Source organism: Microbacterium sp. NIBRBAC000506063 (genome assembly GCF_017968845.1).
Lineage (GTDB): Bacteria > Actinomycetota > Actinomycetes > Actinomycetales > Microbacteriaceae > Microbacterium.
On the sequence record NZ_CP072876.1, the window covers coordinates 738,147 to 763,012 of the forward strand.

Here is a 24,866-nt window from a genome sequence, read left to right on the forward strand (position 1 = left end):
GGCTCTGGCGGCGCTCGCTCTGACCGCCGTTGTCGGCAACCTCCTGGGAGCGTCAGGCACGGGGTCTTCTTTCAGGCCATCGGCATCTTCACGATCCTGACGCAGGTGCTGCGGCTGGGGACGAACAGCGGCATCGTGCGCTTCGTCTCAGAACAACGGGCCTTCGATCGCGCGGGCTCGGAGTGGCGCATTCTGATGTACGCCGCGCTGCCTGTGGTCATCCTCTCCGCCATCGCGTCGGTCATCGTGGTCGCCCTCGCCGAGCCTCTCGCGATCTGGCTCGCCTCTCCCGGCGAGGAAGAGGGCCTGCAGGCTCTCCTCCTCACGATGGCACCGTTCATCGTGGCGGGCAGCGTCATCGGCGTTCTCCAGATCATGACCCGGATGGTTCGAGGGGTGCCGGCGTTCACCCTGTTGCAGAGCGTGCTGCTCCCGGCTTCGCGGCTGCTTCTTGTGGTCGCGGCGGCGGTGATGGCCGGAAACGCTTGGGCGGCGTTCAGCGCCTGGCTCTGGCCCTTGCCCTGTGGCTGCTGATCACTGCGATCGTGATAGCGCCGCCGCTGGTGCGCGACTACCGTCGTCGCGCTTCGAGCGAGAAGAGCGATCGGCCGACATTCCGGCGTTTCTGGCGGTTCAACTCGCCCCGCGCGGTCAACGGGGCGCTGGAGATCGGTCTGGAGTGGGCCGACGTGCTGATCGTCGCGGCGCTCGCGTCGCCCGCGGCCGCCGGCGTCTACGCGGTGGCCACGCGCGCCGTGCGCGTCGGCGGACTCGTGGACAAGGCGATGCGCGTCTCGGTCTCTCCCACCACGTCCGCACAGTTGGCGCGCGGTGAGCGGCAGGAGGCCAGCGCCCTGCACACGAAGGTCGTTCGTGTGATGATCCTGCTGAACTGGCCTTTCTACCTGCTTCTCATGTCCATGGGAGGCTCGGTTCTTCTCATTTTCGGTTCGGAGTTCGCCCAGGGATGGGGACCCATGGCGCTCATCGCGTCGGCGATGATGTTCCAGACTGCGGCGGGGATGCTCCAGAGCATCCTGCTGCAAGGCGGGCGAAGCACCTGGCAGATGTACAACAAGTCGCTGGCGCTGGCGCTGAGCATCGGAGGGAACCTGCTCCTCGTGCCCCTGCTCGGCGTCTGGGGCGCCGCGGTCACATGGGTCGTCGTCATGGTGGTCGACAATCTCCTCGCCGCCTACCAGGTTCACTGGCGCATGGGAGTGCACTTGCAACCTCGTCGGCTGCTGATCCCCGCGCTCGTCCCGGTGGTGGTGTACGGCGTGGGCGGCGGATTCTTCACCTGGGTCGGCGGAACCAGCATCCTCAACCTCCTCCTGGCCGCAGTCGTGCTCAGCGCGATCTATGCCCTCGCACTGTGGGTCCTGCGCCGGCCCCTGCAGATCGTCGGCCTGTGGCGAAAGGTTCCTATCGTGGGCCCCCGCGCCTGAGCCGAGTCCGGAGGATCCGCACGCCGGTCTTCGCCATCCTCCGGAGTGTGAGCCAGACGGTGATACGGCGGACGGGTCGTGACAGCAACGCCTCGACCCGATCTGCTCCTGGCGTCGCGATTTCGGCCGGCGCCTTGCGTCCTTCGAGGAGGGCCTCGTCGAGAAGACGGGCGAACTCTTCATAGGTGAGGGCGCGACGGATGACGCCGAGCGCATCCATCTCCTGCGCGAAAACGAGCTGGTGTTCATCCACCACTTCACCGCCGCCGGGAACACGAGGCACGACGATGGGCACGACTCCGATCGAACGCATGTCCATCACCGCTCCGGCTCCGCCTTGAAGCACGACGGCATCGGCCTCCCGGCACAGATCGAGGAACTGCCCATACGGAAGCAGATCGTGGTTCTCCGCCCCTCGACCCGGGATGACGGGCCGTGTTGCAGGACGAGACGAACATCCGGCTGACGATCATCGAACCATCGACGGACCCACTCGGAGAAGCGCTCGAACGGAAGGTGGTAGGTGCCTGCGGAAGCGACGACGAGAGCTGTCACCGGCACACCTTCCCCTCTTCGAATACGGCAGATCGGGCGTCCCCTTGGCTGCACCGACCCAACCGATAGACTAGACCGCACGATACGACACTGCGACCGCACACTCGAGCGATCGCAGGTGTCTTGGGGGAGCAAAGGAGAGCGATGTGGGGAAGCGCGCGCTTGTCACAGGTATCACCGGCCAGGACGGCTCATATCTCGCCGAGCTGCTTCTCGCGAAGGGGTACGAGGTCCACGGCCTGATCCGACGGGCGTCGACCTTCAACACGAGCCGTATCGATCACCTCTACGTCGATCCGCACGACCCCGATGCCCGACTGTTCCTCCACTACGGTGATCTGAGCGACGGCGCCCGGCTGGTCACGCTGATGGAGCGGATCAACCCGGACGAGGTGTACAACCTCGCCGCCCAATCGCATGTGCGGGTTTCGTTCGATGAACCCGAGCACACAGCCGACACGACCGGCACGGGGTCCGTGCGTCTGCTCGAGGCCGTTCGACTCTCCGGCGTCCAGCCGCGCTTCTACCAGGCGTCGTCGTCCGAGCTCTACGGCGCGACGCCGCCGCCGCAGAACGAGGACTCACCGTTCTACCCGCGCTCTCCGTACGCAGCCTCGAAGCTCTACAGCTTCTGGATCACGAAGAACTATCGCGAAGCCTATGGTCTCTTCGCAGTGAACGGGATCCTCTTCAACCATGAGTCCCCCGCCGAGGCGAGACCTTTGTGACCCGGAAGATCACCCGGGCTGTCGCCGCCATCAAGGCCGGCCGCCAGGAACATCTCTACATGGGCAACCTCGATGCGGTCCGCGACTGGGGCTACGCCCCTGAGTACGTCGAGGGAATGTGGCGGATGCTGCAGGCCGACGAGCCCGAAGACTTCGTGCTCGCCACCGGAGTCGCCCGGTCAGTACGCGACTTCGTCGAGACCGCCTTCTCGCACGCGGGACTCGACTGGGAGAAGCATGTTCGATTCGACGAGCGATACCTCCGTCCGACCGAGGTGGACGCGCTCATCGGCGATGCTTCTCGCGCCCATGATCGACTGGGCTGGAAGGCGACCGTGGACGCCGATGAACTCGCACGTCTGATGGTGGACGCCGATATCGAAGCCCTCGAGCATGCCGGCACCCCTGGGTCGACGCGGTCGAGCTCGACAGCTGGTCGACCATCCCCGCACAGGGCTGACGAGAGACCTGTGCCGATGACTGCGCTCGATCGCACCAGCCGTGTCTTCGTCGCCGGACACCGCGGACTCGTCGGAAGTGCGATCCTCCGGCGACTGACGGCAGCGGGATTCACCGATTTGCCGACTGCCACCTCGCAGGAGCTGGATCTGCGCGACAGAGCAGCCACCTTCGACTGGTTCCATACGCAGAGACCCCGGCATGTCGTGCTGGCGGCCGCGAAAGTCGGTGGCATCCAGGCGAACGCGAGCCATCCCGTCGAGTTTCTCTCGGAGAACCTGCAGATCCAGGTGAACGTCATGGACGCGGCATTGGCCACGGGCGTGGAACGATTTCTGTTCCTGGGCTCATCGTGCATCTACCCGAAGTTCGCCCCTCAGCCGATTCGTGAAGACTCGCTCATGACCGGCACCTGGAGCCCACGAACGACGCGTATGCGATCGCGAAGATCGCGGGAATCATGCAGGTTCAGGCGGTTCGGCGTCAACACGGACTCCCCTGGATCTCTGCCATGCCGACCAATCTCTACGGTCCCGGCGACAACTTCTCGCCTACGGGCTCGCATGTTCTTCCGGCACTCATCCGTCGCTACGACGAAGCGAAGAACTCGGGTGCCGACAGCGTGACGAACTGGGGTACGGGTTCCCCCGCCGTGAGTTCCTGCACGTCGATGATCTCGCCGATGCGTCACTGCACCTTCTGGACTACTACGACGGGCCGACCCAGGTCAACGTCGGCACGGGCGAAGATCTCACGATTCGAGAGATCGCAGACCTCGTCGCTCAGGCAGTCGGCTACGAGGGTGAAACACACTGGGACGGGTCCAAGCCCGACGGGACACCGCGCAAGCTGCTCGACGTCACGACGCTGACCGAGTCCGGATGGCGCGCGTCGATCGGGCTCCGAGAAGGCCTCGACTCCACCGTCGCCTGGTATCGCGAGAACGTCGGCGCACTTCGCGAGCGCTCCTGAGCGCCGCCCTTAGACTCGCTCCCATTCCACGGGATGAGGTCGGAGGCGTCACTGTGCCCGCCCGCGAACCACACCACCGGAGCGATGACCGGCCGCTCAGTCGTGCTCGGCGCACCGAGCCAGCCTCCCCACCAGCTGAAGCTGCTGTTGGCGATGACTCTGGCGGAGCACGACGACATGAGGGCGATCTCTCCGCCGTCGCCGCGCGTCACATCCGGTGGACAGATCGTGTCCCCTCGCGCGCGAGATGAGCCCTCACCCACTCCGGATCATCACTGAACCAGACCCTCCTGGTGGCGCCGAGAGCATCCATACGTGCCAGCGCCTGGTCGTAGTAGCTGCCATCGAGCACCCCGTGCCGTTTGGCGGCATTCGGATCGCTGATGTAGTCGCCTCGGCGCACGTGCACGGCGACGCTGCTCGGGTCTGCCCGCAACTCCTCTGCGAGCTCCAGGCCCCGCGCGGTCAGCATCGTCGAAAGATGAGCCGCGACACTCTCCCGCACCTCGGCGGCGATCGACGTGAAGTACTGCGGGGACTGGAAGTACCCGCGAAGATACGATCGCCCCGCACTGCGTTCGATCACGCTGCGATCGAACCCGGATACGGCCTGCTTCACCTGGCGCAACGCCGAAGTGTCGTTGATCCAGCCCGCCCTCTCCGCCAGAGCGAGCACCGCACCGACCGGCCGCGGCATCATCGCTGACCGTTCGACCAGGTCGCCCAGCGCATACGGGCGATCGCCGCGCAGTCGTACTCGATCGAAGATGACCCTACGCCCTTGCGCAGACAGCGCCCGGCCGAACGCCCACTCGAACAGCTGATTGCCCAGGCCGCCCTGAAGGCTCAGGACGATGTCGTCATTCTTGGGGAACCATGTCATCCAGGACCCCACCGCCTCTCCCATCAGCCCGCAAGGCGCATCGCGCCATCACAGCACAACTCCGACGTTCCGCGCGCCCGGATAGAACTCTCGCATCCGCTCCCATTGCACGAGGAACTCATCGGCGAAGGGATACACGAGCTGACCGCTCAGACCCGGTGACGAAATGCGATCCACAGGCTCAAGATAGACGGTGCGGGCGCCGAAGAAACGCGCCTGGGTGAAGAACGGCAGTGCGATCGCCGCTCCCGTGGAGAAGACGATGTCGGGACGCTCAGCGGCGAGCACCCGCCGGGCCAGGCCGAAATTGCGCATCAGATTCGGGAGGTTCCGAACCGTCGGGTAGTGGATCTCGTAGACCTTCTCGTCTGCGAGCCGGGAGCGTGCATCCTCGACGGGAAGGTCGCCCAGCACCGATCGTGGGCACCCCACCACTCACGCAGCGCCAGCGCCTGGGTGAGGTGGCCTCCGGAGGAACAGGCGATGAGAACCTTCATGTCAGATCCCCCGACCGAACTTCTGCACGACCTTCGTGATCGTCTGAGGCGTCACCATGCGCCACGAGATCGCCACCGCGAGGACGGCCTTGATCTGCTTCGGGTTGTGAGCCAGCGCCCTCTTCGCCCATGTCCGTGCGTCACGGCCCTGACCGCTCGCCGCCAGTGCGAACGCGATCTGCGCCTCGATCCTCCCGAGTGCAGCGGGAATGGTCGCGAAGTCCGGATGTTTGGTGAGCAGATACTGCAGCGCTTCGGCGTATGCGGCCCACTGACCGAAATAGTAGGACTGTCCGTTCCAGAGAACTCGGACGAGAGGCTCGTTGACGACGGTGACGAGTCCGAGTTCCGATGCGCGCAGAAGGATGTCGTAGTCCTCACCGTAGCTGCGCGGCAGCTCCTCGTCGATAAGCCCGAGTTCTCCCTGGAGCACCTCGCGCCGGAACATCAGGCTCGAGGAGTGCAGGCCGGGGTTTCGGTTGCGGAGGAAGGCCTCATGATCGAGCTCCTCGCTCGGCACGAGACGCACGTGGCGGTTCTCGCCGTCATCGACGACCATCGCCGTGCCGACGACGATCGCCTCAGGGCTCTCTTCGAAACGACGCAACTGCGCGGAGAGTTTCCCGGGCAGCCACTCATCGTCGTCGTCCAGGAACGCCACGAGCCGGCCGACCGCCGCATCAATTCCCGAGTTGCGGGCGCCCGCGAGCCCGCGACTGCGCCCGTTCTCGATTCCTCGGACCGTCCATCCGTCGGGCGGGCGACGTCGGGCACGTCCACGGGCAGGCGTCGAAGACGATGATGACCTCGCCGGTCGCATCCGACTCCTGCGCGAGCACGCTCTCGACAGCGAGCTTCATCAGCTCCGGACGCGCATGGGTCGGAACGACGACGGACACGTCGACCCCGGCTCTGTCAGGCATCATGCATTCCCCCTTGCATGGCTGAGTGGGCCGACCAAACCGGACCACCACCGCTACTATATCGACTACAGGTCTCTGGATGCTGCCGGGGAAGGTGGTCGATGAGCCTGATGGGGAGGGGTCTCCGGTGCATCAGGAGAGTACAAGGCCACCTGTGAGGGTCGGCGTCATCGGCGTGGGAAAGATGGGCCTGTCCCATCTGTCCATCGCGCGAGCGCTCCAGAACGTCGATCTGGTCGGAATCGTCGATGCGACCGACTATCTGCTCGACGTGCTTCACAAGTACACCGGCGTGACGACGTTCTCGTCCTTGGAGAAGCTGCTCGACCAGGCCCGCCCTGACGCGGTGATCATCGCCACGCCGACGGGGTCCCACGCGGAGCTCGTGCGATCGGCGCTCGAGCGCGGTGTCCATGTGTTCTGCGAGAAGCCCCTCACCCTCAGCGCCGACGAGTCCGTCGAGCTCGCGCGTCTTGCGGATGCCCGAGGACTGGTCGCACAGGTCGGCTACCACAACCGCTTCATCGCCACGTTCCAGGAGGTCAAGCGTCTTCTCGAAGCCGGTGCCATCGGGCGCGTGCGGCACGTGCTCGCGGAGGCCTACGGACCGGTGGTGCTGAAGCCGAAGGGCTCCACCTGGCGCAGCAGACGCAACACCGGAGGCGGTTGCCTCTACGACTACGCTGCGCACCCCTCGACCTCGTCCATTGGTACTTGGGCGACCCCCTCACCGTGCGCGGTTCCTCGCTCAACAGCATCTTCTCTGCCGATATCGACGATGAGGTCTATTCGACGCTCGGCTATGCGGACGACGTGACCGTGCAGCTGTCGGTCAACTGGTCAGACGAGTCCTATCGCAAGATGTCCACCTCGGTCACGGTCGCCGGATCCATGGGACGCATCGTCGCCGACCGCCAGGAGATCCGCGTGTATCTGCGCGACGAGGCGCCCATCCCGGACGGCTACCGTGAAGGATGGAACATCGCCTACACGACCGACCTCACCGAACCCGTGTCGTTCTATCTTCGAGGCGAGGAGTATAGCGCCCAACTGGAGAGCTTCGTCGATGCGGTGCACGCTGGCGAGACGAGGGCGCGGCAGAACGACTTCACCAGTGCTGCGGCGACGGACCGGGTGATCGAAAGGATCATGCAGGACGCCGCTGAACCGCAGACGCACGAGGTCGAGACACCCGCACCCGCCGCTGCTCCACGACGACGGAGGCTCGGATGGGGAAGAGCGCATGAACCAGGACACCGCTCCGATGGATCTTCTGCTCCTCGGCGACAACCAGTTCTTCGGCATCAACCACATGTCGGAGGAGAAGGCGCGCGCACAGGCGATCCGGTTCCAGGACACGCAGGCGATCATCGATGTGGTCGACATCGCCCTGGACCACGGCATCCGCACCCTCATGTGCACCACGCACGATCGCATCGCCGAGGTGTGCGACCACATGCGAGCGAACCCCGAGCGCTACGCGGGCTACCGGTTCCATCCGTGCATGCCCTACGCGCACAAGTACGCCAATGCCGTCACCGATCACGGCATGCTCGGCGCGGTGAGGCAGTTCCTCCCCGACGAGGGCCTGTTCGATGCGGCGATGCGCGGAGGCAAGTCGTTCATGCGCAAGGACATCGAGGGCATCATCACGCTGCTCGTCGATGCCGAGATGAAGATGTTCCGAGACCTCAACACCCCGGTGATCTTCCTGCAGAACGTCGTGGTCGATCTTCTTCTCGGCCTGGGCTTCGACGAGGCGTTCGCCATCTTCGCGCGCCATGTACGGGAGCGGTACCAGGCGGAGCCGGGCTTCATCACGATGAACCTGCCGATGCTGCTCGATTCCCTCGATCGCGTCGGAATCGTGAACCCGATCGTCTGCGCCAACATCAACGAGCTCGGCTTCCGCATGTCCGGCGGGATCGAGGCGTATCAGACGGCTCTCCGTGAGCGCCCGTTCCGCCCCGTGGCGATGTCCGTCTTCGCCTCGGGCGCGATCGCGCCACGACCCGCGCTGACCTGGATCCATGATCACGCGAACGTCGAGTCCATCGTGTTCGGCGCCTCGTCTCGGGCGTCGATCAGCAGCACCGTAGAGCTCGCGACCGAGCTCTGGGGCGAGAGCCGGCTGCAGCTCCCGTAGCAGTTCCTAACGTTTTCATACCGGTTTCACTCAGGTTCACCTGGCATACTCCCCTGCAACCCCGAAGCAGGTCTCGACCGGCATGCACCCGGCAACCGGGAGCACCTGCATAAAAACCCTGGTATGAAGCGCAAAAACTCCCCCTGAAACTGTTCACCGCCGCCGCCGGAATCGTCACCATCGCGATCACCGGCTTCGCACTTCCCGCTCACGCCGGCGATGCCGCCGCACCTCGCACCCAGGTCTCTTGGGTCAAGCAGGAGTTGTTGCCGGCCGCATCCGAGTGGTCGTACTGGAGCTCGACGACGGCCCCGACATCCCGCTGGCGAACGGGAAATGTGGATTGGCCCACCGGAACCGCGCCGTTCGCGCGCGGGATCGGGATCGGTCACGTCAACACCGTACTCACGCCCTTCAGCGGTTCTGCCCCACTGGCGACCTACTTCCGGACCGACGTCACGCTGACCCGCGACCTGCCCGAGACAGCCAAGATCACCACATGGGCCGACGACGGCATCGTGGCCTATGTCAACGGACGTGAGGTCGGACGCAGCAACGTCGCCCGGGGCGGTCACTCCGACGACCTACGCGACGCGGGCGCCCCAGACGGCCAACGCGAAGCAGAACCAGGTGACCTTCACCGTGCCGAAGCGATTCTGGAAGCCGGGGACGAACGTGGTCTCTTTCCAGGTCGCCTCCAACTGGCGCGCCACCCACAACATCTCCTTCGACGCATCGATCACCCGTCTCGACCGCGTCGACGTGGCGCCCGAGACCCCCGCGCCCACGCCGGATCCCACCCCGAGCGCACCGGCACCCGCCCCCGAGCCGAGCCTCGAGCCCACACCGGACCCCAGCCGAGCGTGCCCGCACCGAAGCCGAGCGCTCCGGCTCCGGCACCCGCTCCGGAGCCGGCTCCGCCGGCCACGACCCTGCCCGACGCGAATGTCCCGGATGGGGCGAGCCGACGTGGCGTGACGAGTTCAGCTACGTCGACCCGGCGACCAACCGCCCGGCCGTCGACCCCGAGAAGTGGAACGTTCGCGGGCGCGACGACCTCGGGCTGCTCCCCGATGCGGCGGTCGTCGACCGCGGTCAGGTCACCGTCGAGGACGGCATCCTGCATATTCGCGCTGACTGGCTCGACAATCCCGTGGCGAGGCCGGCCAACCAGGCCGGGCCCCGGGAGATCTGGCATAAGACGGGCTACCTCGACCAGCGTTCGCTGCGCACCGGCGATGTGTCGGTCGCCCAGCAATACGGACGCTGGGAGATCCGCGCGAAGACCCCGACGGGGCCGCAGACGTACGGGTCCCTGGCCGCATTCTGGCTGCGCAACAGCCAGTCAGGCGAGATCGACATCATGGAGGCCTGGGATACGACCAGCGAGGCATGCGCGACCAGCGTATCGACACCGCGACGACCACCGTTCACACCCACACATCGACCCCCGGCTCCAACGCCAAGTACGCATGGACCCACTCCGAGATCGGCGGCCCGTCGAAGGTGTGGCAGGACTTCCACACCTACGCCTTCGAGTACACCCCTCGTACGCGGCGATCATCGTCGATGGCGTCGAGTTGACGCGAGTCACTCCCGCGACGCATCCGAACCTGTGGGATCAGCGCTATTTCGGCACACCGCTGCACATGCGCCTGAATCTTCACGTCGGCCCATCAGCCCTGTACTGGGGCATCCCGGACCCTTCGAACAAGCAGGCCACGCAGAACCTGGACTTCCAGATCGACTACGTGCGCATGTGGACCTACGAGGGGAACTGACCGCCGAACGCCTATGAGGCGGACTGGCCCTTGACCGCCTTGATGACGACGGATTCGCCCGCCAGCATCGGACGAGAGCCGCTCCCCGACGGGAGCGGCTCCTCGTCGATGTCGTCACCGGACTTCTCCGTGGCGTCTTGGGTGCTGTCTTCGGTCTCCGACTCGGCGTCGTTGAGCTCGGCTTCTTCGATGGAATCCAGGTCGAGGATGTCATCGTCCTCGACGACGTCGGCTTCAGCCGCTTCGCTCTGGGTGTCGTCGCCCTCGTCCCGCTGGGCATCGGCCACGATCACCCCGTCATCCGCATCCGCAACCGCATCCGACGCAGCGGAGGCCAGGACGCTCGCCTGCGTCTTCTTTCCCCGACTGTAGATCCGCTCCGGGGCGCTGCGATAGCGGGAGACGAGGAGTGCCGCAATGCCGCCCAGCAGTAGTCCGAGGAACAGACCGGCCGCGACGAAGACGAGCACCGAGGGTCGATTCGAATCGGTCGTCGCTGTGGCCGGTGTGATGAGGATCCCCGAGAAGAAGGGCATCGCCGCGAGACGCGCCTGCTGATCGAGAAGCGCCTGCAACTGCTGCTGAGTCGCAGCACGTTCGCTGCTGTCGGCCGGCTGCGAGTCGGCGAGCGCCCGAAGCTGCTGGATGGAACCGGTGAGATCCTCAACCGCCTGTTCCACGACGGTTCGCGCGTTGACGGTTCGCTGCTCTCCGTACGCAGTCGCCATCGCATTCGCCCAGTCGGCGGAACGCTGAGGGTCCCGCGTGGTCACCTCGAAGATGAGGACCTGCGAGCCTCGCGGCACCTGGATCACGGTCGCATTGCGCAACGAGGCGACAGATGTGCCTCCGAGTGCTTCCGAAGCGCGCTCGAGGACCGCGGTCGACGTGGCGACGACGCGCTCGGTCTCCATGTTCACCGAAGACGATGCCGTCCCCGACGAGAGGACGCTGATCGGCTCGACGGTGTGCTGAGCCGAGGACGTGTAGGTCTGCGGGTACAGGGCGAAGGACAGGAGCCCGCCACCGGCGCACACGATCACTGTGAGCACCAGCACCCACCACGACTTCATCAGGCCTCGATAGAGGTCCTCCAGCGTCCAATGTGCCGCCACCGGCGCCTCCCGCTCCCTCGGTTACGACTGTGTCTCAGCTGCGAGACGAACTTCAGCAAGACACCAGCGTTACCCTGCAGTCTACAAGCTCCACCTATCGGCGCTTCGCGGCGGGTGGTGGCTCGACGTCGGAGATCACAAGACGCGCTTTGCCGCCGACCGCCTCGATCGACTCGACGGCGACGGGCGTCACCGGTACTTCGTTGCCCAGGAAGCCCTCGAGCATCCGCGCCACGGTCGATGCGGCTTCCGCGCCGTCTTCCCCCGGACGCGAGACGTAGAGCAGGTCCACGTGATAGTCGTTCCCCTGACGGATCTGGAAGCTCGTCACCGTTCTCGACCACTGGTTGAAGATTCCGCCGAGTCCCCCGCTCACAACGAGGCCGCTCGGCGAACGGAGGACGTCGGCGATCCTTCCGTCGAGCGCAGTGATGCGGTCGAGCGACCTCCCGCACGCGCACGCGCCTTCGATGACCGAGCTCCGGTCGCCGATAGCGTACCGGACGAGCGGGAAGGCACGGTTGTCGAGATCGGTCACGAGCACATCGCCGACCTGTCCGGGGGCGAGCATCCGATCGCCGGCGCCGACGATGTCCACCCTGCGCCGGTCCGAGAGCACATGCAGGCCGTCCTGTGCGGCGCATTCGGCCGCGATCCACGGCACCTCCGCGCTGCGGTAGGTGTCGAACACGGGCGCGCCCAGCCGGGACTCGATGAACTCGCGCTGCCCCGCCTGCAGCATCGACGCCGTCACGGAGACCGCTGTGAGCCCGCGCAGCGGCTCGGACGGTGCGATGCTCGCCGCGAAGTCGTAAGCGGCTTCCACGTAGCCGACGAGAAGTGCAGGGCGCGTGCGCCGGACCTGCCGGACGAACCTCTCCCTGGCCTCCGGTGTCGTCCCTCTCGCGTCCAGCAGCAGGTGCCGCGTCGGCCACCACTCCAGGTCGTACAGCAGTCTCTTCGCGCCTGTGCGCGACTGCCGGTAGATGAAGGCGGCGTCATCACCCGGGTGCACGCCCCACCAGGAGTAGATCCGCCACCAGAGGGCCGCCACCGGCGCCTGGCGATCGTTGTAGACGAGCAGCGGCCTGCCCGTGCTGCCTCCGGTGCGCGACGGCAGTCGATCACGGGCAGTGCCGTCGACGGATGCCGCATAGTCGGCGATCTCGTCCTTGGTCAGCCGTGGCAGCGCATCGAAGTTGCGCGGATCCTCGAGATCTGCCGCGGTGAAGCCGGCCGCACCGTACTTGTCGCGGTAGAAATCGAAGTTGTCGAAGGCGTGCCGAGCGATCCTCGCGCTGCGGCGGTCGCGAAGTTCGCGCGCCCTCCCCGGCTCCAGTCGCTCGGCCGCCAGCATGTCGCGAAGAGCTGCTCGATCGGCGCGCATGAGCAGGCGCGACTTCATCGCGAAGATCCGCTGCTTGACTGTCGGCCTCGAGGTGATCATGGTGCACCGATGGTATCGCTTGCGCCGGTGCTCGTGATTCGACGGATTCCCGTGCACAATCCCGCACACCGGGTATCATGACGAGATGCGGCTGTGGGAGCCGCTGGCGGATGGGGATCCGCTTTTTGGGGAGTTTGTGATCTGGGGAGATCATGGGGACACGTATCGGCTATGCCGCCGGTGCCTTCGACATGTTCCATGTCGGGCATCTGAATCTGCTTCGGCACGCCAAAGAGAACTGCGATCTTCTGATCGCCGGGGTCGTCAGCGACGAGATGCTGCGCGTCTCGAAGGGCATCGAAACGGTGATCCCGACCGCCGAGCGCGTCGAGATCGTCCGCGCGATCGGTTTCGTCGACGACGTGCACGTCGAGACGGTGCCGAGCAAGCTCGACACCTGGCGCGAGGTCGGCTTCACGCACTTCTTCAAGGGCGACGACTGGCGCGGCACAGAGAAGGGCAGGATGCTCGAGCGCGAATTCGCCACCGTCGGTGTCGAGGTCGTCTACTTCCCCTACACCGCGCACACGTCGAGCACGCGCCTGCGTACGGCGCTGGATGTGATCAACGGCGTCGCGTCGCCGGCCGAGATGGCCGTCCTCACCTGAGCGGGGCTACAGCTCGCCCGGTCGCATGGCCTGCTCGTCGATCGCGCGGATGACGCGCTGCGTCGCCGTGTCCGCCCTCGGCTCACCACGGCGCGGCCGGTAGACGACGAGCGCGTGGAAGAGGAACCGCGCCAGGAACGCCGCCACGAGTGAGAGCGCCGCGGCAAGCACGACCGGCAGATGCCAGGTCTCGACCATGAGCGCCAGCAGCGGGATCCGCAGTGCGGCCTCGACGTTGTTGAAGGTGAACGACGACAGGAACCGCACTCGCAGGCCCGCCGCGCGGTCGCGCATGTCGTGGAAGACGAACCGCTCCTGCAGCAGGAAGTTGCCGATGATGGTCACCTCGGCACCGACGATCGCCGCCCAGATGTACCCCACGCCCATGCTCGTCAGCGCCCAGATGATCCCGAGGTTCACGAGCGCCCCGAACAGCCCGATGAGCGCGAACCCCGACATCTTGCCGAAGCGCAGACGCGTGAGGTGCGCGAGGAAGGTCGCGCCCTGACGGAAGGTCGCCTTCGAGGTGCCGTGCCGCCGTTCCCCGAACGCCATGGGCACCTCGGCCTTGCGCAGGTCGGTGCGCGCGAGGATCTCCAAGAGGATCTTGAACCCCTGAGGGCGCAGCCTGTCGAGATCCAGTCGGCTGCGGTCGACGAGGAAGAAACCGGTCATCGGGTCGCTCGTGCCCGCCAGCCGCAGCGGAAACATCGCCTTGGTGAGCACGGTCGACACCCTCGAGACGCCGAAGCGGATCGTCGTGCCGAGTCCGGTCGAGTCGCCGCCACCGATGTAGCGGGAGGCCATGACGACATCGGCGTCGCCCCGCGCGTGCCGCTCGAGGAGGCGGGGAGGATCTCCGGCGGATGCTGCAGATCGCCGTCCATGACGATGCAGACATCGGCGGATGCCGCCCCGAGACCGGCCACCACCGCACCGCCGAGGCCACCGACGTTCTCGTCTCGCCGGAGCAGCCTGACCGGCAGCGCGGCATCCGATGCGACCCGCTCGATCTCGGCCGGGGTATCGTCGGTGCTGTCGTCGACGAAGAGGATCTCGGCGTCGTACCCGGCCAGCGCGGCGGTCGTGCGCGCGACGAGCTCGGACACGCTTTCGCGCTCGTTGAACGTCGGCACGATGACCGTGACGGCCTTCGCTGCGTCCACGCTTCTCCTCCTCGTCCGCGCGCTCCGCAGAGCACGACATCCATCGTTTCATGCCCGGCGCCCGCCCGCGCACGCGACGGTATCCTGGAGGCATGAGCACTCCTGCCGCTGACGCGATCACCATGTTCGGTGCCGAGTGGTGCGGCGACTGCCGCCGCACCAAGAAGCAGCTCGACGCGCTGGGGATCGAGTACACCTACGTCGATCTCGTCGCCGAGCCCGCCGCCGCCGACATCGCCAAGGAGATCTCCGGTCGCACGAACATCCCGGTGGTCGTGTACCCGGATGCCACGCACCACGTCGAGCCCTCCAACGCCGACGTCGAGGCGAAGCTGCGCGAGCTCTCGCTGATCTGATCGGGCTCCGCGCTCCGTCGTTCCTCGTCGCGGGCGATCCCACCTCCCTCGGTCGTCGCTTCCGGCGGCCCCCACCCTCACGACCCGCATTTCTGGGACCGGTCCCGGAAAGACACGGTGCGCGACGCCGAAGGCTGAGTGCGCGGGACCGGTCCCAGAAATGCGCGACCGGATGCACCCCTACGCCGCCGCGCGGCGGACGACGTAGGCTGGAGTCCCCGCTCGAAGGAGGCGCCGATGACTCCGTCCGCCAAGCCGGCCGCTGCTGCGAAGAAGACCGCCGCGAAGCGCCGTACTGAGCAAGCGCAGCGCGTCGAAGTGAAGACCGCGCCCGCGCGGGCGAAGAAGGCGGATGCCGCGAAGGCGCCTTCCCGGGCGAAGCGCGCCGCCGCATCCGATCCCGTCCACGCCGCACTCGACCGAGCGATCGCCGACCTCCAGGCGGGTGAGCGCACCTGGCGCGCGATCACCGTCGATCAGCGTGCGACGCTGCTCAAGGCGGTGCGCACGAACGTCGCCGCCGTCGCCGAGGAGTGGGCGAACGTCGCCGCCGACTCGAAAGGCCTGCACGGAGGACACCCTCTGCGCGGCGAGGAGTGGATGAGCGGACCGTATGCGGTCCTGGGCGCGCTCGACGCCTACGTCGAGACGCTCACGCGCATCGCCCACGGCCGCAACCCCTCGACGGTGTCCGCATCGATCGGGCGCCCGGCGGGCGCACCCGCGTGCATGCTTTCCCGATCACCGGCGACGACAAGCTGCTGCTCGCCGGGTTCAGCGGCGAGGTGTGGCTGGAGCCGGGCATCACCCCGGGGCAGGCGCGGGCGAAGGCCGGTCTCGCGCAGCGCACGCCTGCGGCATCCGGTGGCGTAGGACTCGTGCTCGGCGCCGGCAACGTGACCTCGATCCCGGTGCTCGATGTGCTCTACGAGCTGCTCGCCCACAATCGCGTGGCGCTGCTCAAGCTCAATCCGACGCAGGATGCCCTCAAGCCCGCGTTCGAGCACGCCCTCGCGCCGCTCATCGAGCCGGGACTGGTGCGCATCGTCTCCGGCGACGGGCGGTGGGGCGTATCTCACGAAGCACAAGGGCTTCTCGCACGTGCACATCACGGGCTCCGAGGCGACCTTCAATGCGATCGTGTGGGGCACCGGCGCCGCCGCCGACCGCCGCCGCCGTGAGGACCGCCCGCTGCTGAAGACGCCGATCACCGCCGAGCTGGGCGGGGTCTCCCCATCATCGTCGTGCCGGGCGAGTGGACGGACGCCGACCTCGCCTACCAGGCCGAGCACGTCGCCACGATGCGACTGCAGAACAGCGGCCACAACTGCATCGCCGGGCAGGTCGTGATCATGTCGGAGGACTGGGCGCAGCGCGACGCCTTCCTCGCCGCCCTCCGCCGCGCTTACGCGACCGCTCCCGAACGGCCCATCTGGTACCCCGGCTCCGACGATCGCATGCAGCAGGCGCTCGACGCCTACCCGGGGCGCTCGAGCTCGCCGACCGGCTGCTCGTCGAGACCGATCCGTCGGATGCCGCAAAGCTCCAGACGACCGAGTACTTCGCGCCGGTGCTCGGCGTGGTCTCCCTGCCCGGCACCGGCCAGGCGTTCCTCGACGCCGCCGTCGCACACGCCAACGAGAAGCTGCACGGCACGCTCGGGGCGAACCTCCTCATCGACCCGGCGACCGAGAAGGCGCTCGGGCCGGGTCTGGAGCGGGCGATCACCCGGCTGCACTACGGCACGATCGCCGTGAACGCCTGGACGGCGCTCGGCTTCATCGTCCCGACGATGACCTGGGGCGCCTACCCGGCAACACGCTCGCCCAGGTCGGCAGCGGGCTCGGCGTCGTGCACAACGCACTGCTGCTGGACGGGGTGGAGCGCTCGGTCGTGCGCGGGCCGTTCCGCGAGTTCCCGCGCTCGCTCACCGGCGGCCGCCGGACGATCTTGCCGAAGCCGCCCTGGTTCGTCACGTCGCGCACCGGTGCGGCGGTCAGCGAAGGCCTCACGCGCTTCCGCATCGACCGGAACGTGCCGCGCCTGCTGAAGACCCTCGCACTCGCGATGCGGGCGTAGACCTACCCATCGCGGCGCTCTGTGCCTGGGCGATGCTGCTCACCCGCATCCGACCTCCCGACTCCTCGACACATGTTGTCGCATCCGCCCGCTCGACCCGGCAACGGCTGTCGAGGACTTTCAGCGGAATCCCGACTCCTCGTCAGTAGTTGCCGCAGCGTTCCGCGCGTACCGACGACAGCTGTCGAGGACTTCGGATGCTGCGGAGGCGCTGATCGGGGGCGTCTCCGAGCTGGCCCTTCAGGCGCGTCGGCGCCACGGGGTGAAGGCCGCCGAGGCGAGCAGGATGACCGCGGTGGCGAGCACCAGCATCCGATAATCGGTGAACACCAGGATCCCGGCGGCGAAGATCGTGAAGAACGTCTGGGGCAGGTTGAACGCCATGTTCGCCGCCGCCGAGGTGCGCCCCTGCAGACGGGCGGCGTGAGGCGCTGGCGCATCGTGACGTAGGCGATCACGACCCAGGTCACGCCGCCGCCGAGGAGAGCGAGCGCGCCGAGCGCGACCGGCAGCGACTCCAGCAGGATCGCCGCGACCGCGAGCCCGACCAGGCCCAGGCCGATGCCGACGGTGCGCGCCTCGCCCACGCGGCCGATCACCCAGGTCGCGGTCGCTCCAGCGAGGAGCGCACCGACGCCCTGGACGCTCACGAGAGGTCCGAGCATCTCGGGGTTCACTCCCAGCCCCTGCTCCATGAGCGGGAAGACCGCGACATTGACGAGCCCGGTGACCCCGAACGCGATCGCGACGAGCACGGTCAGCCGGCCGAGCGGCGAGGTGCGGGCGAGATGGCGGAACCCCGCGGTGACCTCGGTCCACCAGGAGCTCTCGGCATCCGGCTCCTCCACGGGCGACTCCGTGACCCGCACGCGGATGAGCAGCACGGCCGCGATCGCGAAGAGCGCGACGGTCACCAGGACGACGGCGTAGGGGCCGGCGAAGGCGTATATGACGGTACCGATGATCGGCGAGAGGAGCCGGAAGCTCTGGTCGACCATCGACAGCAGGCTGTTGCCGGAGGCGAGGGAGGAGTCCGGGAGGAGGTCGCGGATGAGGCCCGACTGCGCGGAGGCGGTGAGGAAGCCGACGGTGCCGTAGAAGAAGATCACGAGGTGGATGATCCAGGCGTGGCCCGGGTCGCGCACGAGCAGGAGCGCGAGCAGCAGCACCGCGATCCCGGCGTTCGACAGGACGAGCAGGGTCTTGCGCGACATGCGGTCGGCGAGGTGGCCGAGCAGCGGCGCGAAGAGCGCCGGGAGCCCCATGGCGGCGAAGACGAGCCCGGCGAGGCTGTCGGATCCGGTGAGGTCCTTCACCCACACCGCCGCCATGAGGAACAGCGCGCTGTCGGCGAGGTTGGTGAACACCCAGGCGCCGGTGAGCGTGCGGAAGCCGGGCGAGGCGAGCGCGGGCCAGCGCCGCGTCCAGCGGCCGGCCTGTGCGGATGCCGGCCCGGGAGCCGTCGTGGTGGCGGAATCGGTCATGAGTCGCTCTCCTCACCGCGGGACGGAAGATCGGGGTGGACGGTCGCGAACAGCCGGCTGGGGCGCGCGCCCTCCGGACGGAGCGAGGGTCGTCCTGGCGGCCGGCGAAGCGCTCCGTCAGCGCCCATATCTCCTTGCTGAGCTCGGCCATCTCTTCAGCGGTCGCCCAGAAGGTCGAGCGCGTCACCGTCATGGCGTCGATCCACTCCGCGGGCTCGCGGTCGAGGTTCTGCAGGAAGGCGCGGGTGTAGGAGGTGGCGCGCTCGAGCGAGAGCGCCGCGAGCTCGGCGACGGCGGGCACCGAGCCCGGCGCGTCCGGCGAGGGCCGCACGTCGAGGCTGTGGCTCACGGGACGCCAGGGCTTCTCCCGCCCGCGGCGCGGAGCCGGCTCGATGAAGCCGTACTTCGCCAGCATCCGGAGGTGGAAGGAGCAGCTCGCGACCGACTCGCCGATACGCTCGGCGCACTCGGTCGCGGTCGCCTCGCGCGACTCGGTGATGATGTCGAGCAGCTCGAGCCGGATCGGATGCGCGAGCGCACGGATGCGGGCCGGGTCGGAGACGCTGTTCTTCTCGGTCATGCGTCGAGTGTACGACTCTAAAGGTTTCTTTCGTAAGAGTTCTTTAGGATAAGGATGTGCGCGGGCGGAGCCCTGCGATCGGTGTGTTTGCGAGCGTGCTGCGTTTCGACACTTCGACGCGCTTCGCTCGCTCAGTACGGCGCTCGGGCGCGCTGCGCGCGGCCTCGCTCAACGACCGGGGGTTCGGTCCCTGAGCTTGTCGAAGGGCCCGAACTCCCGGGAACACGGGCGCTTCGACCGGCTCAGCGACCGTTGCCTACCCGCGCGGGTCAGAGGTCGCCGGCGGGCACCGCGAAGGTGTCGCACTGGGCGAGGCCGTACTGGTACCCGGTCGCGAACCAGTACTCCCGCTGGGAGCTGGAGCCGTGCGTCCAGCTCTCCGGGTTGACCATCCCCGACTGCGACTGGATGTGGTCGTCGCCCACCGTCGCGGCGGCGTTGAGCGCGTCGGCGATCTGCGGCTCGGTCGGCGCCTCCAGATAGGGTACGCCGTTGGGGTCGAGCTGCTCGGTCATCGCCCCGACCCAGGCGCCTGCGTAGCAATCGGCCTGCAGCTCCATGCGCACGCCGTTGCTCGAAGGCCCCGTGCCGTTGTTCGGGTACTCGCGCATGGTTCCGGTGATGTTCTGGATGTGATGCCCGTACTCGTGGGCGAGCACGTAAAGCTGGGAGAGCTCCCCCGCCGAGGCCCCGAACTGCTGCCGCAGAAGCGCGAAGAAGGTCGGATCGACGTAGACGCCTTCATCCGCCGGGCAGTAGAACGGACCGACCGCGTTCGAGGCCGTGCCGCAGGGCGTCGACGTCGAGCCTGCCACGACGGTGAGCGTCGGGGGACGGTAGCCGGTGACGTTCTCCTCCCAGAACTGGTCGATGGCGAGGGATGCCGCGGCGATGCGGCAGCCGTCGTCGGCGTTCGCGTCGGCTCCGGTCTCGCACTGCGCGATCTCCGACGCGGGCAGCTCCTGGCCCTGCTGCCCTTCGCCGAGGATCCCCTCGACCAGGGGCGTGAACTGCCCGAAGCCGAACATGTTCATCAGCAGCACGACGATCGCGCCGAGGCCGATGACTCCGCCTCCGGCGATCGCCGTGTTGCGTCCGCGGTGCCGAGCCTTGTTGCCGCTGACGTCGGCGTTCGGGTTGAAGGTCATGGCAAGAGAGTACTCCGCCGCCGCGACCGGCGTAGGCTCGGCACCATGACCACAACCGTCACGATCACCGGCGCCGGCGGACAGATCGGCTACGCGCTCCTCTTCCGCATCGCCGCCGGCGACATGCTCGGACCCGATGAACCGATCCGGCTCCGGCTCCTGGAGATCCCGCAAGGACTGAAAGCCGCTGAGGGCGCGGCCCTCGAGCTGCAGGACGGCGCCTTCTCCCTCCTCGAGCACGTCGAGGTCACCGACGACCCGGCCGTGGGATTCGACGGATGCCACCACGCACTGCTTGTGGGCGCACGCCCCGCGGCCCCGGGATGGAGCGCGGCGACCTGCTCGCCGCCAACGCCGGGATCTTCGGCCCCAGGGCGCGGCGATCGCGCAGCATGCGGCATCCGATGTCCGGATCACCGTGGTTGGCAACCCCGCCAACACGAACGCGCTCATCGCCGCGGCATCCGCCGACGGAGTGCCTGCCGAGAGCTTCAGCGCGCTCACCCGGCTCGACGAGAACAGGGCCCGTGCGCAGCTCGCGCTCGCGCTGGACGTTCCGGTGCGCAGCATCCGGCGCGTGCCCATCTGGGGCAACCATTCGGCGACGCAGTTCCCCGACATCAGTCATGCCACCGTCGATGGCCGACCGGTCGAAGAGGCCCTCGCCGAGCGCGTGGGTGATGTGCGCGGCTGGCTCGAGGAGACCTTCATCCCCCGCGTCGCGAGGCGCGGGGCGGAGATCATCGAGGTGCGCGGATCCTCCTCGGTCGCCTCCGCCGCCAACGCGACGATCGAGCACGTGCGCGACTGGACCCACGGGACCGAGGAGTGGACGAGCGCAGCCGTCGTCTCGCGCGGCGAGTACGGGGTGCCGGAAGGCCTCGTGTGCTCGTTCCCGGTGCGCGCGGCGGACGGCCGCTGGCAGATCGTCGAAGGACTCGAGCACGACGAGTGGGCGCGGGCGCGAATCCAGGCGTCCGTCGACGAGCTCATCGCCGAGCGCGATGCGGTCCGCGCCCTCGGCGCACTCTGAGCGGGCGCAGCGGGCCGAGACAGGGCAGAATAGAGGCACACACCGGGAGGCGCAGATGAGCGGCGAGAACGAGAGTCCGATCGAATCGGTCGAGACGAGCCCGCTGCACCTGCCGCACGCGGCCACGGAGTGCCCGAAGTGCTTCGAGGAGCTGCTCACCGACCGCTTCTGGTGGGCCGCACGCCCCGATCACTCACGCCTCGTCGGTCTCGTCGTCGCCCGTGACGACATGCCGCCGGTCGTGCAGCAGCGCGACGACCTGACGCGGTTCGGCGTGCCGATCGAGGGGTTCCGGCATCCGGCCCCGAGATCCTCGAGTCGTGGGAGGCGCGCCTGGGGCGCTTCATCGACACCCTGCAGAAGGGCGACATCCTCGTCGTGGCGAACATCCATGCCCTGGGGCCGGATGCCGACGAGGCCACCCGCACCGTCGCCGAGCTCTCCCGTCGCGGCATCATCGTGAAGGTGCTCAGCCACGACTCGCGGCACCTCGCCAACGCCACGCACTGATCGCTCAGCGCAGGCGCAGCGTGGCGGGGTCCAGCGCGCCCTCCGCCACCGCCCAGACCAGCCAGGCACGCGGGCCGAGTCTCTTGGCCTGGGCCAGCACCTCCGCGCTCATCTCTCCTTCGAGCGCGGCAAGCCGCCCTCGCCACTCCACATCCTGACGCACCGTCGGATTCTCGACAGTGAAGTCGTACCGGGAGAGCTCCTTCGCCGCTCGCCGCCGCTGCTTCGCCGTGTCACGCGCGAGCACATCGTCCGGCGGAGCCTCATGATATCGACGCGCGAACCGCACCATCAGCACGAGGAGGACGCCGGTCCAGATCGCCCAGCCGGTGAGGTCGACATCGCTGAAGTCCCGGCCGTCGCCACTGCCGACGATCAGGCGGTAGCTCCACAGCGCCGCAACCAGCACCGCCGCAACCCCCGTGACGATCGTCGCCACCCTTCCGTAGCCGACCGGATGCCGCACCACCACGAGCACCACGGCGAGCACGACCGCGATGATCACCGCCGGCATCCCGATCTCGAGCGCTCTTTCCGCACTAATCCACCGAGTCCTGCTGCTGTAGGGGCCCACCAGCGATACCGCGGTGACAGCGGCGAGCAGGCACAGGCACATCAGCGTCACCCACGCCCAGAATCCCGGACGCCGAGAAGACTTCGTCTCCGGCTCGGGCTGTGGCGAGAGCGCGGAGAGATCCGGAAAGAGACGCCTTGCGACCTCCGGACGCCGCCGGAGGAGGTCGGCGGCCACTCCTGCCAGCCGAGCGACCTCGGCACGCTCCCCGTGCAGCCGTCTCGTCACCGCGCCGGCTCCTCCCTGCGCTCCACCCAGGTCATCGCCAGCGCGATCGCATCATAGGCTGATCACTCAGCCAAGGCGCAAGGTCGATGTCTCGATCTCGCCGTCGTAGGCGACCCAGGTCAGCCAAGACACCGCACCGAGTTCTCGTGCCTGCGCGAGTGCGTCAGCTGAGACATCAAGCCGGCTCAGTGCCTCTTCCCATCCGGAGACGGCAGGAGAGTCCGGGTCCGGCGCACGTGCCGCTAGCCGATGCGCCTCGACGAGCAGCCGTCGCCTCTCCCGCTGGATCGCACGATCACCGCTCCACACGACGCCAGCCGCGGCGTCCTGGCGAAGACGCCGATGCCGAAGCCTCAGAGACAAGACCGTCAGCAGAGACACGAGAGCAGCGGCACCTGCGAACCACCACAGCCGCTGCCCATCGTTCAGCTCCGGCGGCGCCGACGCCCCGGCGACGAGCCGGTAAAGGGCTACGAAAACGATCATGGCGCCTGCAGTGACGGAGATCACGAGCGCGGAGAGCGCCTGCGTCGGGGACGTGACGGATGCCGCGAGCAGCGCACTCGTCAACAGGACAATGGCGACGACGAACGCCACCGGGGCCACCTGCAGCACGACCTCTGGGGGAAAGGTGAAGCCGCGGTACGGAATGAGGAGCCAGCCGTAGGCCACCGCAGCCACGAGTCCGACCATCACCGCGACAGTCCAGAACACCCCTCGCCATCCGCCCGCCACGGGCATCGATGCGGAACTCGCGGACAACTTCGCCGACGGCGTGACGGCGGCCCGACGCGCTCTGCTCAGCCCTGCCAGGGCGGGGATCACTTCACCGGCCAGCGCCCGGTCCACGTCGATCGCCGCACGCGCACGACGGGCCACGTCGAGGATCTCGTCGTCGCTCCCCCGCAGCCTCACCGGTTGATCGCGCGCCATCCCGCCCACCGTATCAGCGCGGCTGCGCATCAGGTGTCGGCGGCGCCCAGTCAAGAGCGAGCGCGATGGTGTCGAAAAGCACCTGTGCGGCTTCCTTGCGCGGCGCCTCCGGCCCATATCGGCCGGCACGAGGTGCATGCCCACCAGGAGCACGGCCTGGCGACGGCGAGTCCCGGAATCGGGATGAGATAGCTATGGGCATCGGTCGTCACGCCCTCCGCCTCACCACGGCCGCTCTCGGATGCGAACCACGCCAGCACGGTGCGCTCCTCGTCGAGGAAGCGCGTCGTGCCCGAACGGATCTTGGCCACCACCCAGTCCTCGAGCGGGGCCTCGCCCATCTCGCTGATGACCGAGACGGTCAGCGACATCGGCAGCGCCGCCTCCTGCGGCAGGTCGATCGGGAGAACGGCGTAGCGGCCGCCCTGCGCGCGCAGCTCACGGACCCATCGGGAGATCGAGGCGGTCAGAGCGACGTCGAGGTCGGGTCGATGGGCGCGCATGAAGACGTCACGGAGCCGATCGGTCAAGCCCTGCATCCCGTCATCGGTGAGGGCGACCGATCGCCATCCGGCCGGGAGCAGCATGCGCATCGAGGGAAGTGTGCCGAGCCCGAGCAGCTCCTGGCGAAGAGAATTCACGACGCCGCCTCGTCCCGCTCGATCAGGACACCGCCGGCGATGTCCTCCAAGAGCGGTAGTGCAGCTCCGAGCATGCTGAGATCCGTCGACAGCGCCGAGAGCTCTACGAGAACACCGTCGGAGAGGAACTGGCAGCGCAACTGCCCGATCACCGTGCCATCGGGAGCGGATGCCGCCGACGACACCGTCCGCCCGACGCCGAGTCGAGGCGAAGAGATCTCGGCGACCCGCTGCGGCAGAGAGACTTCCTCGTCGAGGGAACCTCGACCAGGCTCACTGCATCCGAATCGGTGATGAACACATGCACCAGTATGTCGCCGGGAAGACCGTACGGGCAGAAGAGAAGTGCGGCGAACGCCTCCGGCGCCATGAGCCGCACCTGCCCCTCGAGGCGATCGGCGAGGCCGGCCGGATCGTCCTTCCACTCGGCGCGAACGTTCATCTCGGCAATGGTCTGCCGGACCCAGTCCGTGATGTCCCCTCGACCTCGCACTTCGACGGGCACCTCGAGGAACAGCCGCGGGTCGAAGGGCACCTCGATCCGCCAGCGCGGATCGCCTGCACCGGCCACG

32 protein-coding genes and 4 pseudogenes are annotated in these 24,866 nt (G+C 67.7%); 16 read left to right on the top strand and 20 right to left on the bottom strand.

Translation table 11 applies throughout. The features are described from left to right. Nucleotides 1–105: 105 nt before the first annotated feature. Nucleotides 106–534: a hypothetical protein gene (locus tag KAE78_RS04165; protein ID WP_223171915.1), complete on the top strand. Its 429-nt coding sequence runs from the start codon at nt 106–108 to the stop codon at nt 532–534. Then, entirely contained in the window at nt 486–1,448 is a 963-nt protein-coding gene (locus tag KAE78_RS04170) for a lipopolysaccharide biosynthesis protein (RefSeq protein ID WP_223171916.1), read from the top strand. Before KAE78_RS04165 ends, KAE78_RS04170 begins: the two co-directional genes overlap by 49 nt. On the opposite strand, the gene KAE78_RS04175 is transcribed toward KAE78_RS04170, so the two are convergent. Further along, nucleotides 1,426–1,875, bottom strand: a complete 450-nt coding sequence (locus tag KAE78_RS04175) for a glycosyltransferase (protein WP_223172390.1) — start codon at nt 1,873–1,875, stop codon at nt 1,426–1,428. The two genes, KAE78_RS04170 and KAE78_RS04175, sit on opposite strands and share 23 nt — an antisense overlap. 274 nt (nt 1,876–2,149) lie before the next feature. On the opposite strand from KAE78_RS04175, the pseudogene gmd reads away from it, so the two are divergent. Together gmd and KAE78_RS04185 are read left to right on the top strand one after the other, a co-directional pair. Continuing rightward, nucleotides 2,150–3,191, top strand: a pseudogene (gene gmd, locus KAE78_RS04180) (GDP-mannose 4,6-dehydratase). Between the two features lie 103 nt (nt 3,192–3,294). After that, nucleotides 3,295–4,162: pseudogene (locus KAE78_RS04185) on the top strand (GDP-L-fucose synthase family protein); the annotation flags it as partial. Nucleotides 4,163–4,370: 208 nt separating this feature from the next. On the opposite strand, the gene KAE78_RS04190 reads toward KAE78_RS04185, so the two are convergent. The 4 genes from KAE78_RS04190 to KAE78_RS04205 all read right to left on the bottom strand — a co-directional run bounded on the left by KAE78_RS04190 (nt 4,371) and on the right by KAE78_RS04205 (nt 6,468). Beyond that, entirely contained in the window at nt 4,371–5,045 is a 675-nt protein-coding gene (locus KAE78_RS04190; protein ID WP_223171917.1) for an alpha-1,2-fucosyltransferase, read from the bottom strand. A gap of 48 nt (nt 5,046–5,093) precedes the next feature. Then, complete coding sequence (locus KAE78_RS04195) at nt 5,094–5,459, bottom strand: UDP-N-acetylglucosamine--LPS N-acetylglucosamine transferase (RefSeq protein WP_223171918.1); 366 nt, start codon at nt 5,457–5,459, stop codon at nt 5,094–5,096. 84 nt (nt 5,460–5,543) lie between these two features. After that, nucleotides 5,544–6,275, bottom strand: coding sequence for a glycosyltransferase family 2 protein (locus tag KAE78_RS04200; protein ID WP_223172391.1), 732 nt, complete (start codon nt 6,273–6,275; stop codon nt 5,544–5,546). Next, entirely contained in the window at nt 6,223–6,468 is a 246-nt protein-coding gene (locus KAE78_RS04205; protein WP_223172539.1) for a glycosyltransferase family 2 protein, read from the bottom strand. The genes KAE78_RS04200 and KAE78_RS04205 overlap by 53 nt, the downstream gene beginning before the upstream one ends. A gap of 76 nt (nt 6,469–6,544) precedes the next feature. Here KAE78_RS04205 and KAE78_RS04210 point away from each other — a divergent pair, with 76 nt between their 5' ends. Further along, complete coding sequence (locus tag KAE78_RS04210) at nt 6,545–7,282, top strand: Gfo/Idh/MocA family protein (RefSeq protein ID WP_223171919.1); 738 nt, start codon at nt 6,545–6,547, stop codon at nt 7,280–7,282. 23 nt (nt 7,283–7,305) lie between these two features. Here the strand turns inward: KAE78_RS04210 and KAE78_RS04215 are convergent, their stop codons facing one another. Next, entirely contained in the window at nt 7,306–7,542 is a 237-nt protein-coding gene (locus tag KAE78_RS04215; RefSeq protein WP_223171920.1) for a hypothetical protein, read from the bottom strand. A 187-nt stretch (nt 7,543–7,729) separates the two neighbouring features. Between KAE78_RS04215 and KAE78_RS04220 the strand changes: the two genes are divergently transcribed. Next, a complete protein-coding gene (locus tag KAE78_RS04220; protein WP_223171921.1) occupies nt 7,730–8,611 on the top strand; it encodes a hypothetical protein in 882 nt (293 codons plus the stop codon). A 208-nt stretch (nt 8,612–8,819) separates the two neighbouring features. On the opposite strand, the gene KAE78_RS04225 is transcribed toward KAE78_RS04220, so the two are convergent. Next, a complete protein-coding gene (locus KAE78_RS04225; RefSeq protein WP_223171922.1) occupies nt 8,820–8,963 on the bottom strand; it encodes a hypothetical protein in 144 nt (47 codons plus the stop codon). 232 nt (nt 8,964–9,195) lie between these two features. Next, nucleotides 9,196–9,354 carry a hypothetical protein gene (locus KAE78_RS04230; protein ID WP_223171923.1) on the bottom strand — a complete coding sequence of 53 codons (159 nt, stop codon included), beginning with the start codon at nt 9,352–9,354 and terminating at the stop codon, nt 9,196–9,198. Nucleotides 9,355–10,003: 649 nt separating this feature from the next. On the opposite strand from KAE78_RS04230, the gene KAE78_RS04240 reads away from it, so the two are divergent. Both KAE78_RS04240 and KAE78_RS04245 read left to right on the top strand, forming a co-directional pair. Then, entirely contained in the window at nt 10,004–10,195 is a 192-nt protein-coding gene (locus KAE78_RS04240) for a hypothetical protein (RefSeq protein ID WP_223172540.1), read from the top strand. After that, nucleotides 10,192–10,392: a hypothetical protein gene (locus KAE78_RS04245; protein ID WP_223172541.1), complete on the top strand. Its 201-nt coding sequence runs from the start codon at nt 10,192–10,194 to the stop codon at nt 10,390–10,392. The genes KAE78_RS04240 and KAE78_RS04245 overlap by 4 nt, the downstream gene beginning before the upstream one ends. Before the next feature lie 11 nt (nt 10,393–10,403). Here the strand turns inward: KAE78_RS04245 and KAE78_RS04250 are convergent, their stop codons facing one another. Both KAE78_RS04250 and KAE78_RS04255 read right to left on the bottom strand, forming a co-directional pair. Further along, nucleotides 10,404–11,507: a YveK family protein gene (locus tag KAE78_RS04250; RefSeq protein WP_223171924.1), complete on the bottom strand. Its 1,104-nt coding sequence runs from the start codon at nt 11,505–11,507 to the stop codon at nt 10,404–10,406. Between the two features lie 94 nt (nt 11,508–11,601). Next, on the bottom strand, nt 11,602–12,954 hold the full coding sequence (locus KAE78_RS04255) for a phenylacetate--CoA ligase family protein (protein WP_223171925.1): 1,353 nt from the start codon (nt 12,952–12,954) through the stop codon (nt 11,602–11,604). Nucleotides 12,955–13,106: 152 nt separating this feature from the next. Between KAE78_RS04255 and KAE78_RS04260 the strand changes: the two genes are divergently transcribed. After that, nucleotides 13,107–13,562, top strand: coding sequence for an adenylyltransferase/cytidyltransferase family protein (locus tag KAE78_RS04260; RefSeq protein ID WP_223171926.1), 456 nt, complete (start codon nt 13,107–13,109; stop codon nt 13,560–13,562). Between the two features lie 6 nt (nt 13,563–13,568). Here KAE78_RS04260 and KAE78_RS18370 read toward each other — a convergent pair whose 3' ends face one another. Further along, the gene (locus tag KAE78_RS18370; protein ID WP_317451911.1) at nt 13,569–14,273 is read right to left on the bottom strand and encodes a GtrA family protein; all 705 of its coding nucleotides are present in this window, start codon (nt 14,271–14,273) and stop codon (nt 13,569–13,571) included. Then, nucleotides 14,234–14,728 carry a glycosyltransferase gene (locus tag KAE78_RS04270; protein ID WP_223171927.1) on the bottom strand — a complete coding sequence of 165 codons (495 nt, stop codon included), beginning with the start codon at nt 14,726–14,728 and terminating at the stop codon, nt 14,234–14,236. Before KAE78_RS04270 ends, KAE78_RS18370 begins: the two co-directional genes overlap by 40 nt. 92 nt (nt 14,729–14,820) lie before the next feature. On the opposite strand from KAE78_RS04270, the gene KAE78_RS04275 reads away from it, so the two are divergent. The 5 genes from KAE78_RS04275 (at nt 14,821) to KAE78_RS04295 (ending at nt 17,163) form a co-directional block, all read left to right on the top strand. Further along, nucleotides 14,821–15,084, top strand: a complete 264-nt coding sequence (locus KAE78_RS04275) for a glutaredoxin family protein (RefSeq protein WP_223171928.1) — start codon at nt 14,821–14,823, stop codon at nt 15,082–15,084. A gap of 237 nt (nt 15,085–15,321) precedes the next feature. Continuing rightward, nucleotides 15,322–15,957, top strand: a complete 636-nt coding sequence (locus KAE78_RS04280) for a hypothetical protein (RefSeq protein WP_223171929.1) — start codon at nt 15,322–15,324, stop codon at nt 15,955–15,957. 5 nt (nt 15,958–15,962) lie between these two features. Further along, nucleotides 15,963–16,265 carry a hypothetical protein gene (locus KAE78_RS04285; protein ID WP_223171930.1) on the top strand — a complete coding sequence of 101 codons (303 nt, stop codon included), beginning with the start codon at nt 15,963–15,965 and terminating at the stop codon, nt 16,263–16,265. Nucleotides 16,266–16,328: 63 nt separating this feature from the next. Next, nucleotides 16,329–16,841, top strand: a complete 513-nt coding sequence (locus tag KAE78_RS04290) for a hypothetical protein (RefSeq protein WP_223171931.1) — start codon at nt 16,329–16,331, stop codon at nt 16,839–16,841. Nucleotides 16,842–16,935: 94 nt separating this feature from the next. Continuing rightward, complete coding sequence (locus KAE78_RS04295) at nt 16,936–17,163, top strand: hypothetical protein (protein WP_223171932.1); 228 nt, start codon at nt 16,936–16,938, stop codon at nt 17,161–17,163. A 2-nt stretch (nt 17,164–17,165) separates the two neighbouring features. Here KAE78_RS04295 and KAE78_RS04300 read toward each other — a convergent pair whose 3' ends face one another. From KAE78_RS04300 to KAE78_RS04310, 3 genes and pseudogenes are all read right to left on the bottom strand, one after another. Continuing rightward, nucleotides 17,166–18,647, bottom strand: coding sequence for an MFS transporter (locus KAE78_RS04300; RefSeq protein WP_223171933.1), 1,482 nt, complete (start codon nt 18,645–18,647; stop codon nt 17,166–17,168). Between the two features lie 448 nt (nt 18,648–19,095). Further along, nucleotides 19,096–19,227 (bottom strand): annotated as a pseudogene (locus KAE78_RS19400) (ArsR family transcriptional regulator); the annotation flags it as partial. Nucleotides 19,228–19,496: 269 nt separating this feature from the next. Beyond that, a complete protein-coding gene (locus KAE78_RS04310) occupies nt 19,497–20,375 on the bottom strand; it encodes a neutral zinc metallopeptidase (protein WP_223171934.1) in 879 nt (292 codons plus the stop codon). A gap of 45 nt (nt 20,376–20,420) precedes the next feature. Here KAE78_RS04310 and KAE78_RS04315 point away from each other — a divergent pair. Both KAE78_RS04315 and KAE78_RS18375 read left to right on the top strand, forming a co-directional pair. Then, a pseudogene (locus KAE78_RS04315) lies at nt 20,421–21,408 on the top strand (malate dehydrogenase). Nucleotides 21,409–21,786: 378 nt separating this feature from the next. After that, nucleotides 21,787–21,918, top strand: a complete 132-nt coding sequence (locus KAE78_RS18375; protein ID WP_317451860.1) for a hypothetical protein — start codon at nt 21,787–21,789, stop codon at nt 21,916–21,918. A gap of 4 nt (nt 21,919–21,922) precedes the next feature. On the opposite strand, the gene KAE78_RS04325 is transcribed toward KAE78_RS18375, so the two are convergent. The 5 genes from KAE78_RS04325 to KAE78_RS04345 form a co-directional block, all read right to left on the bottom strand. Further along, nucleotides 21,923–22,720 carry a hypothetical protein gene (locus tag KAE78_RS04325; protein ID WP_223171935.1) on the bottom strand — a complete coding sequence of 266 codons (798 nt, stop codon included), beginning with the start codon at nt 22,718–22,720 and terminating at the stop codon, nt 21,923–21,925. Between the two features lie 66 nt (nt 22,721–22,786). Continuing rightward, nucleotides 22,787–23,401 (bottom strand): hypothetical protein, encoded by a 615-nt coding sequence (locus KAE78_RS04330; protein ID WP_223171936.1) that lies wholly within the window; start codon nt 23,399–23,401, stop codon nt 22,787–22,789. Nucleotides 23,402–23,703: 302 nt separating this feature from the next. Further along, nucleotides 23,704–24,294: a hypothetical protein gene (locus KAE78_RS04335; RefSeq protein ID WP_223171937.1), complete on the bottom strand. Its 591-nt coding sequence runs from the start codon at nt 24,292–24,294 to the stop codon at nt 23,704–23,706. Further along, nucleotides 24,291–24,446: a hypothetical protein gene (locus tag KAE78_RS04340; RefSeq protein WP_223171938.1), complete on the bottom strand. Its 156-nt coding sequence runs from the start codon at nt 24,444–24,446 to the stop codon at nt 24,291–24,293. Before KAE78_RS04340 ends, KAE78_RS04335 begins: the two co-directional genes overlap by 4 nt. Beyond that, on the bottom strand, nt 24,443–24,865 hold the full coding sequence (locus tag KAE78_RS04345) for a hypothetical protein (RefSeq protein ID WP_223171939.1): 423 nt from the start codon (nt 24,863–24,865) through the stop codon (nt 24,443–24,445). The genes KAE78_RS04340 and KAE78_RS04345 overlap by 4 nt, the downstream gene beginning before the upstream one ends. Nucleotide 24,866 lies beyond the last annotated feature (1 nt).

Excerpts from the sequence above, each read along its gene's own strand:
- KAE78_RS04190 (WP_223171917.1), bottom strand. The coding sequence starts at position 5,045 with ATGACATGGTTCCCCAAGAATGACGACATCGTCCTGAGCCTTCAGGGC.
- KAE78_RS04205 (WP_223172539.1), bottom strand. The coding sequence starts at position 6,468 with ATGATGCCTGACAGAGCCGGGGTCGACGTGTCCGTCGTCGTTCCGACC.
- KAE78_RS04210 (WP_223171919.1), top strand. The coding sequence starts at position 6,545 with ATGCTGCCGGGGAAGGTGGTCGATGAGCCTGATGGGGAGGGGTCTCCG.
- KAE78_RS04220 (WP_223171921.1), top strand. The coding sequence starts at position 7,730 with ATGGATCTTCTGCTCCTCGGCGACAACCAGTTCTTCGGCATCAACCAC.
- KAE78_RS04240 (WP_223172540.1), top strand. The coding sequence starts at position 10,004 with ATGCGCGACCAGCGTATCGACACCGCGACGACCACCGTTCACACCCAC.
- KAE78_RS04255 (WP_223171925.1), bottom strand. The coding sequence starts at position 12,954 with ATGATCACCTCGAGGCCGACAGTCAAGCAGCGGATCTTCGCGATGAAG.
- KAE78_RS04260 (WP_223171926.1), top strand. The coding sequence starts at position 13,107 with ATGGGGACACGTATCGGCTATGCCGCCGGTGCCTTCGACATGTTCCAT.
- KAE78_RS18370 (WP_317451911.1), bottom strand. The coding sequence starts at position 14,273 with ATGTTTCCGCTGCGGCTGGCGGGCACGAGCGACCCGATGACCGGTTTC.
- KAE78_RS04275 (WP_223171928.1), top strand. The coding sequence starts at position 14,821 with ATGAGCACTCCTGCCGCTGACGCGATCACCATGTTCGGTGCCGAGTGG.
- KAE78_RS04280 (WP_223171929.1), top strand. The coding sequence starts at position 15,322 with ATGACTCCGTCCGCCAAGCCGGCCGCTGCTGCGAAGAAGACCGCCGCG.
- KAE78_RS04300 (WP_223171933.1), bottom strand. The coding sequence starts at position 18,647 with ATGACCGATTCCGCCACCACGACGGCTCCCGGGCCGGCATCCGCACAG.
- KAE78_RS04310 (WP_223171934.1), bottom strand. The coding sequence starts at position 20,375 with ATGACCTTCAACCCGAACGCCGACGTCAGCGGCAACAAGGCTCGGCAC.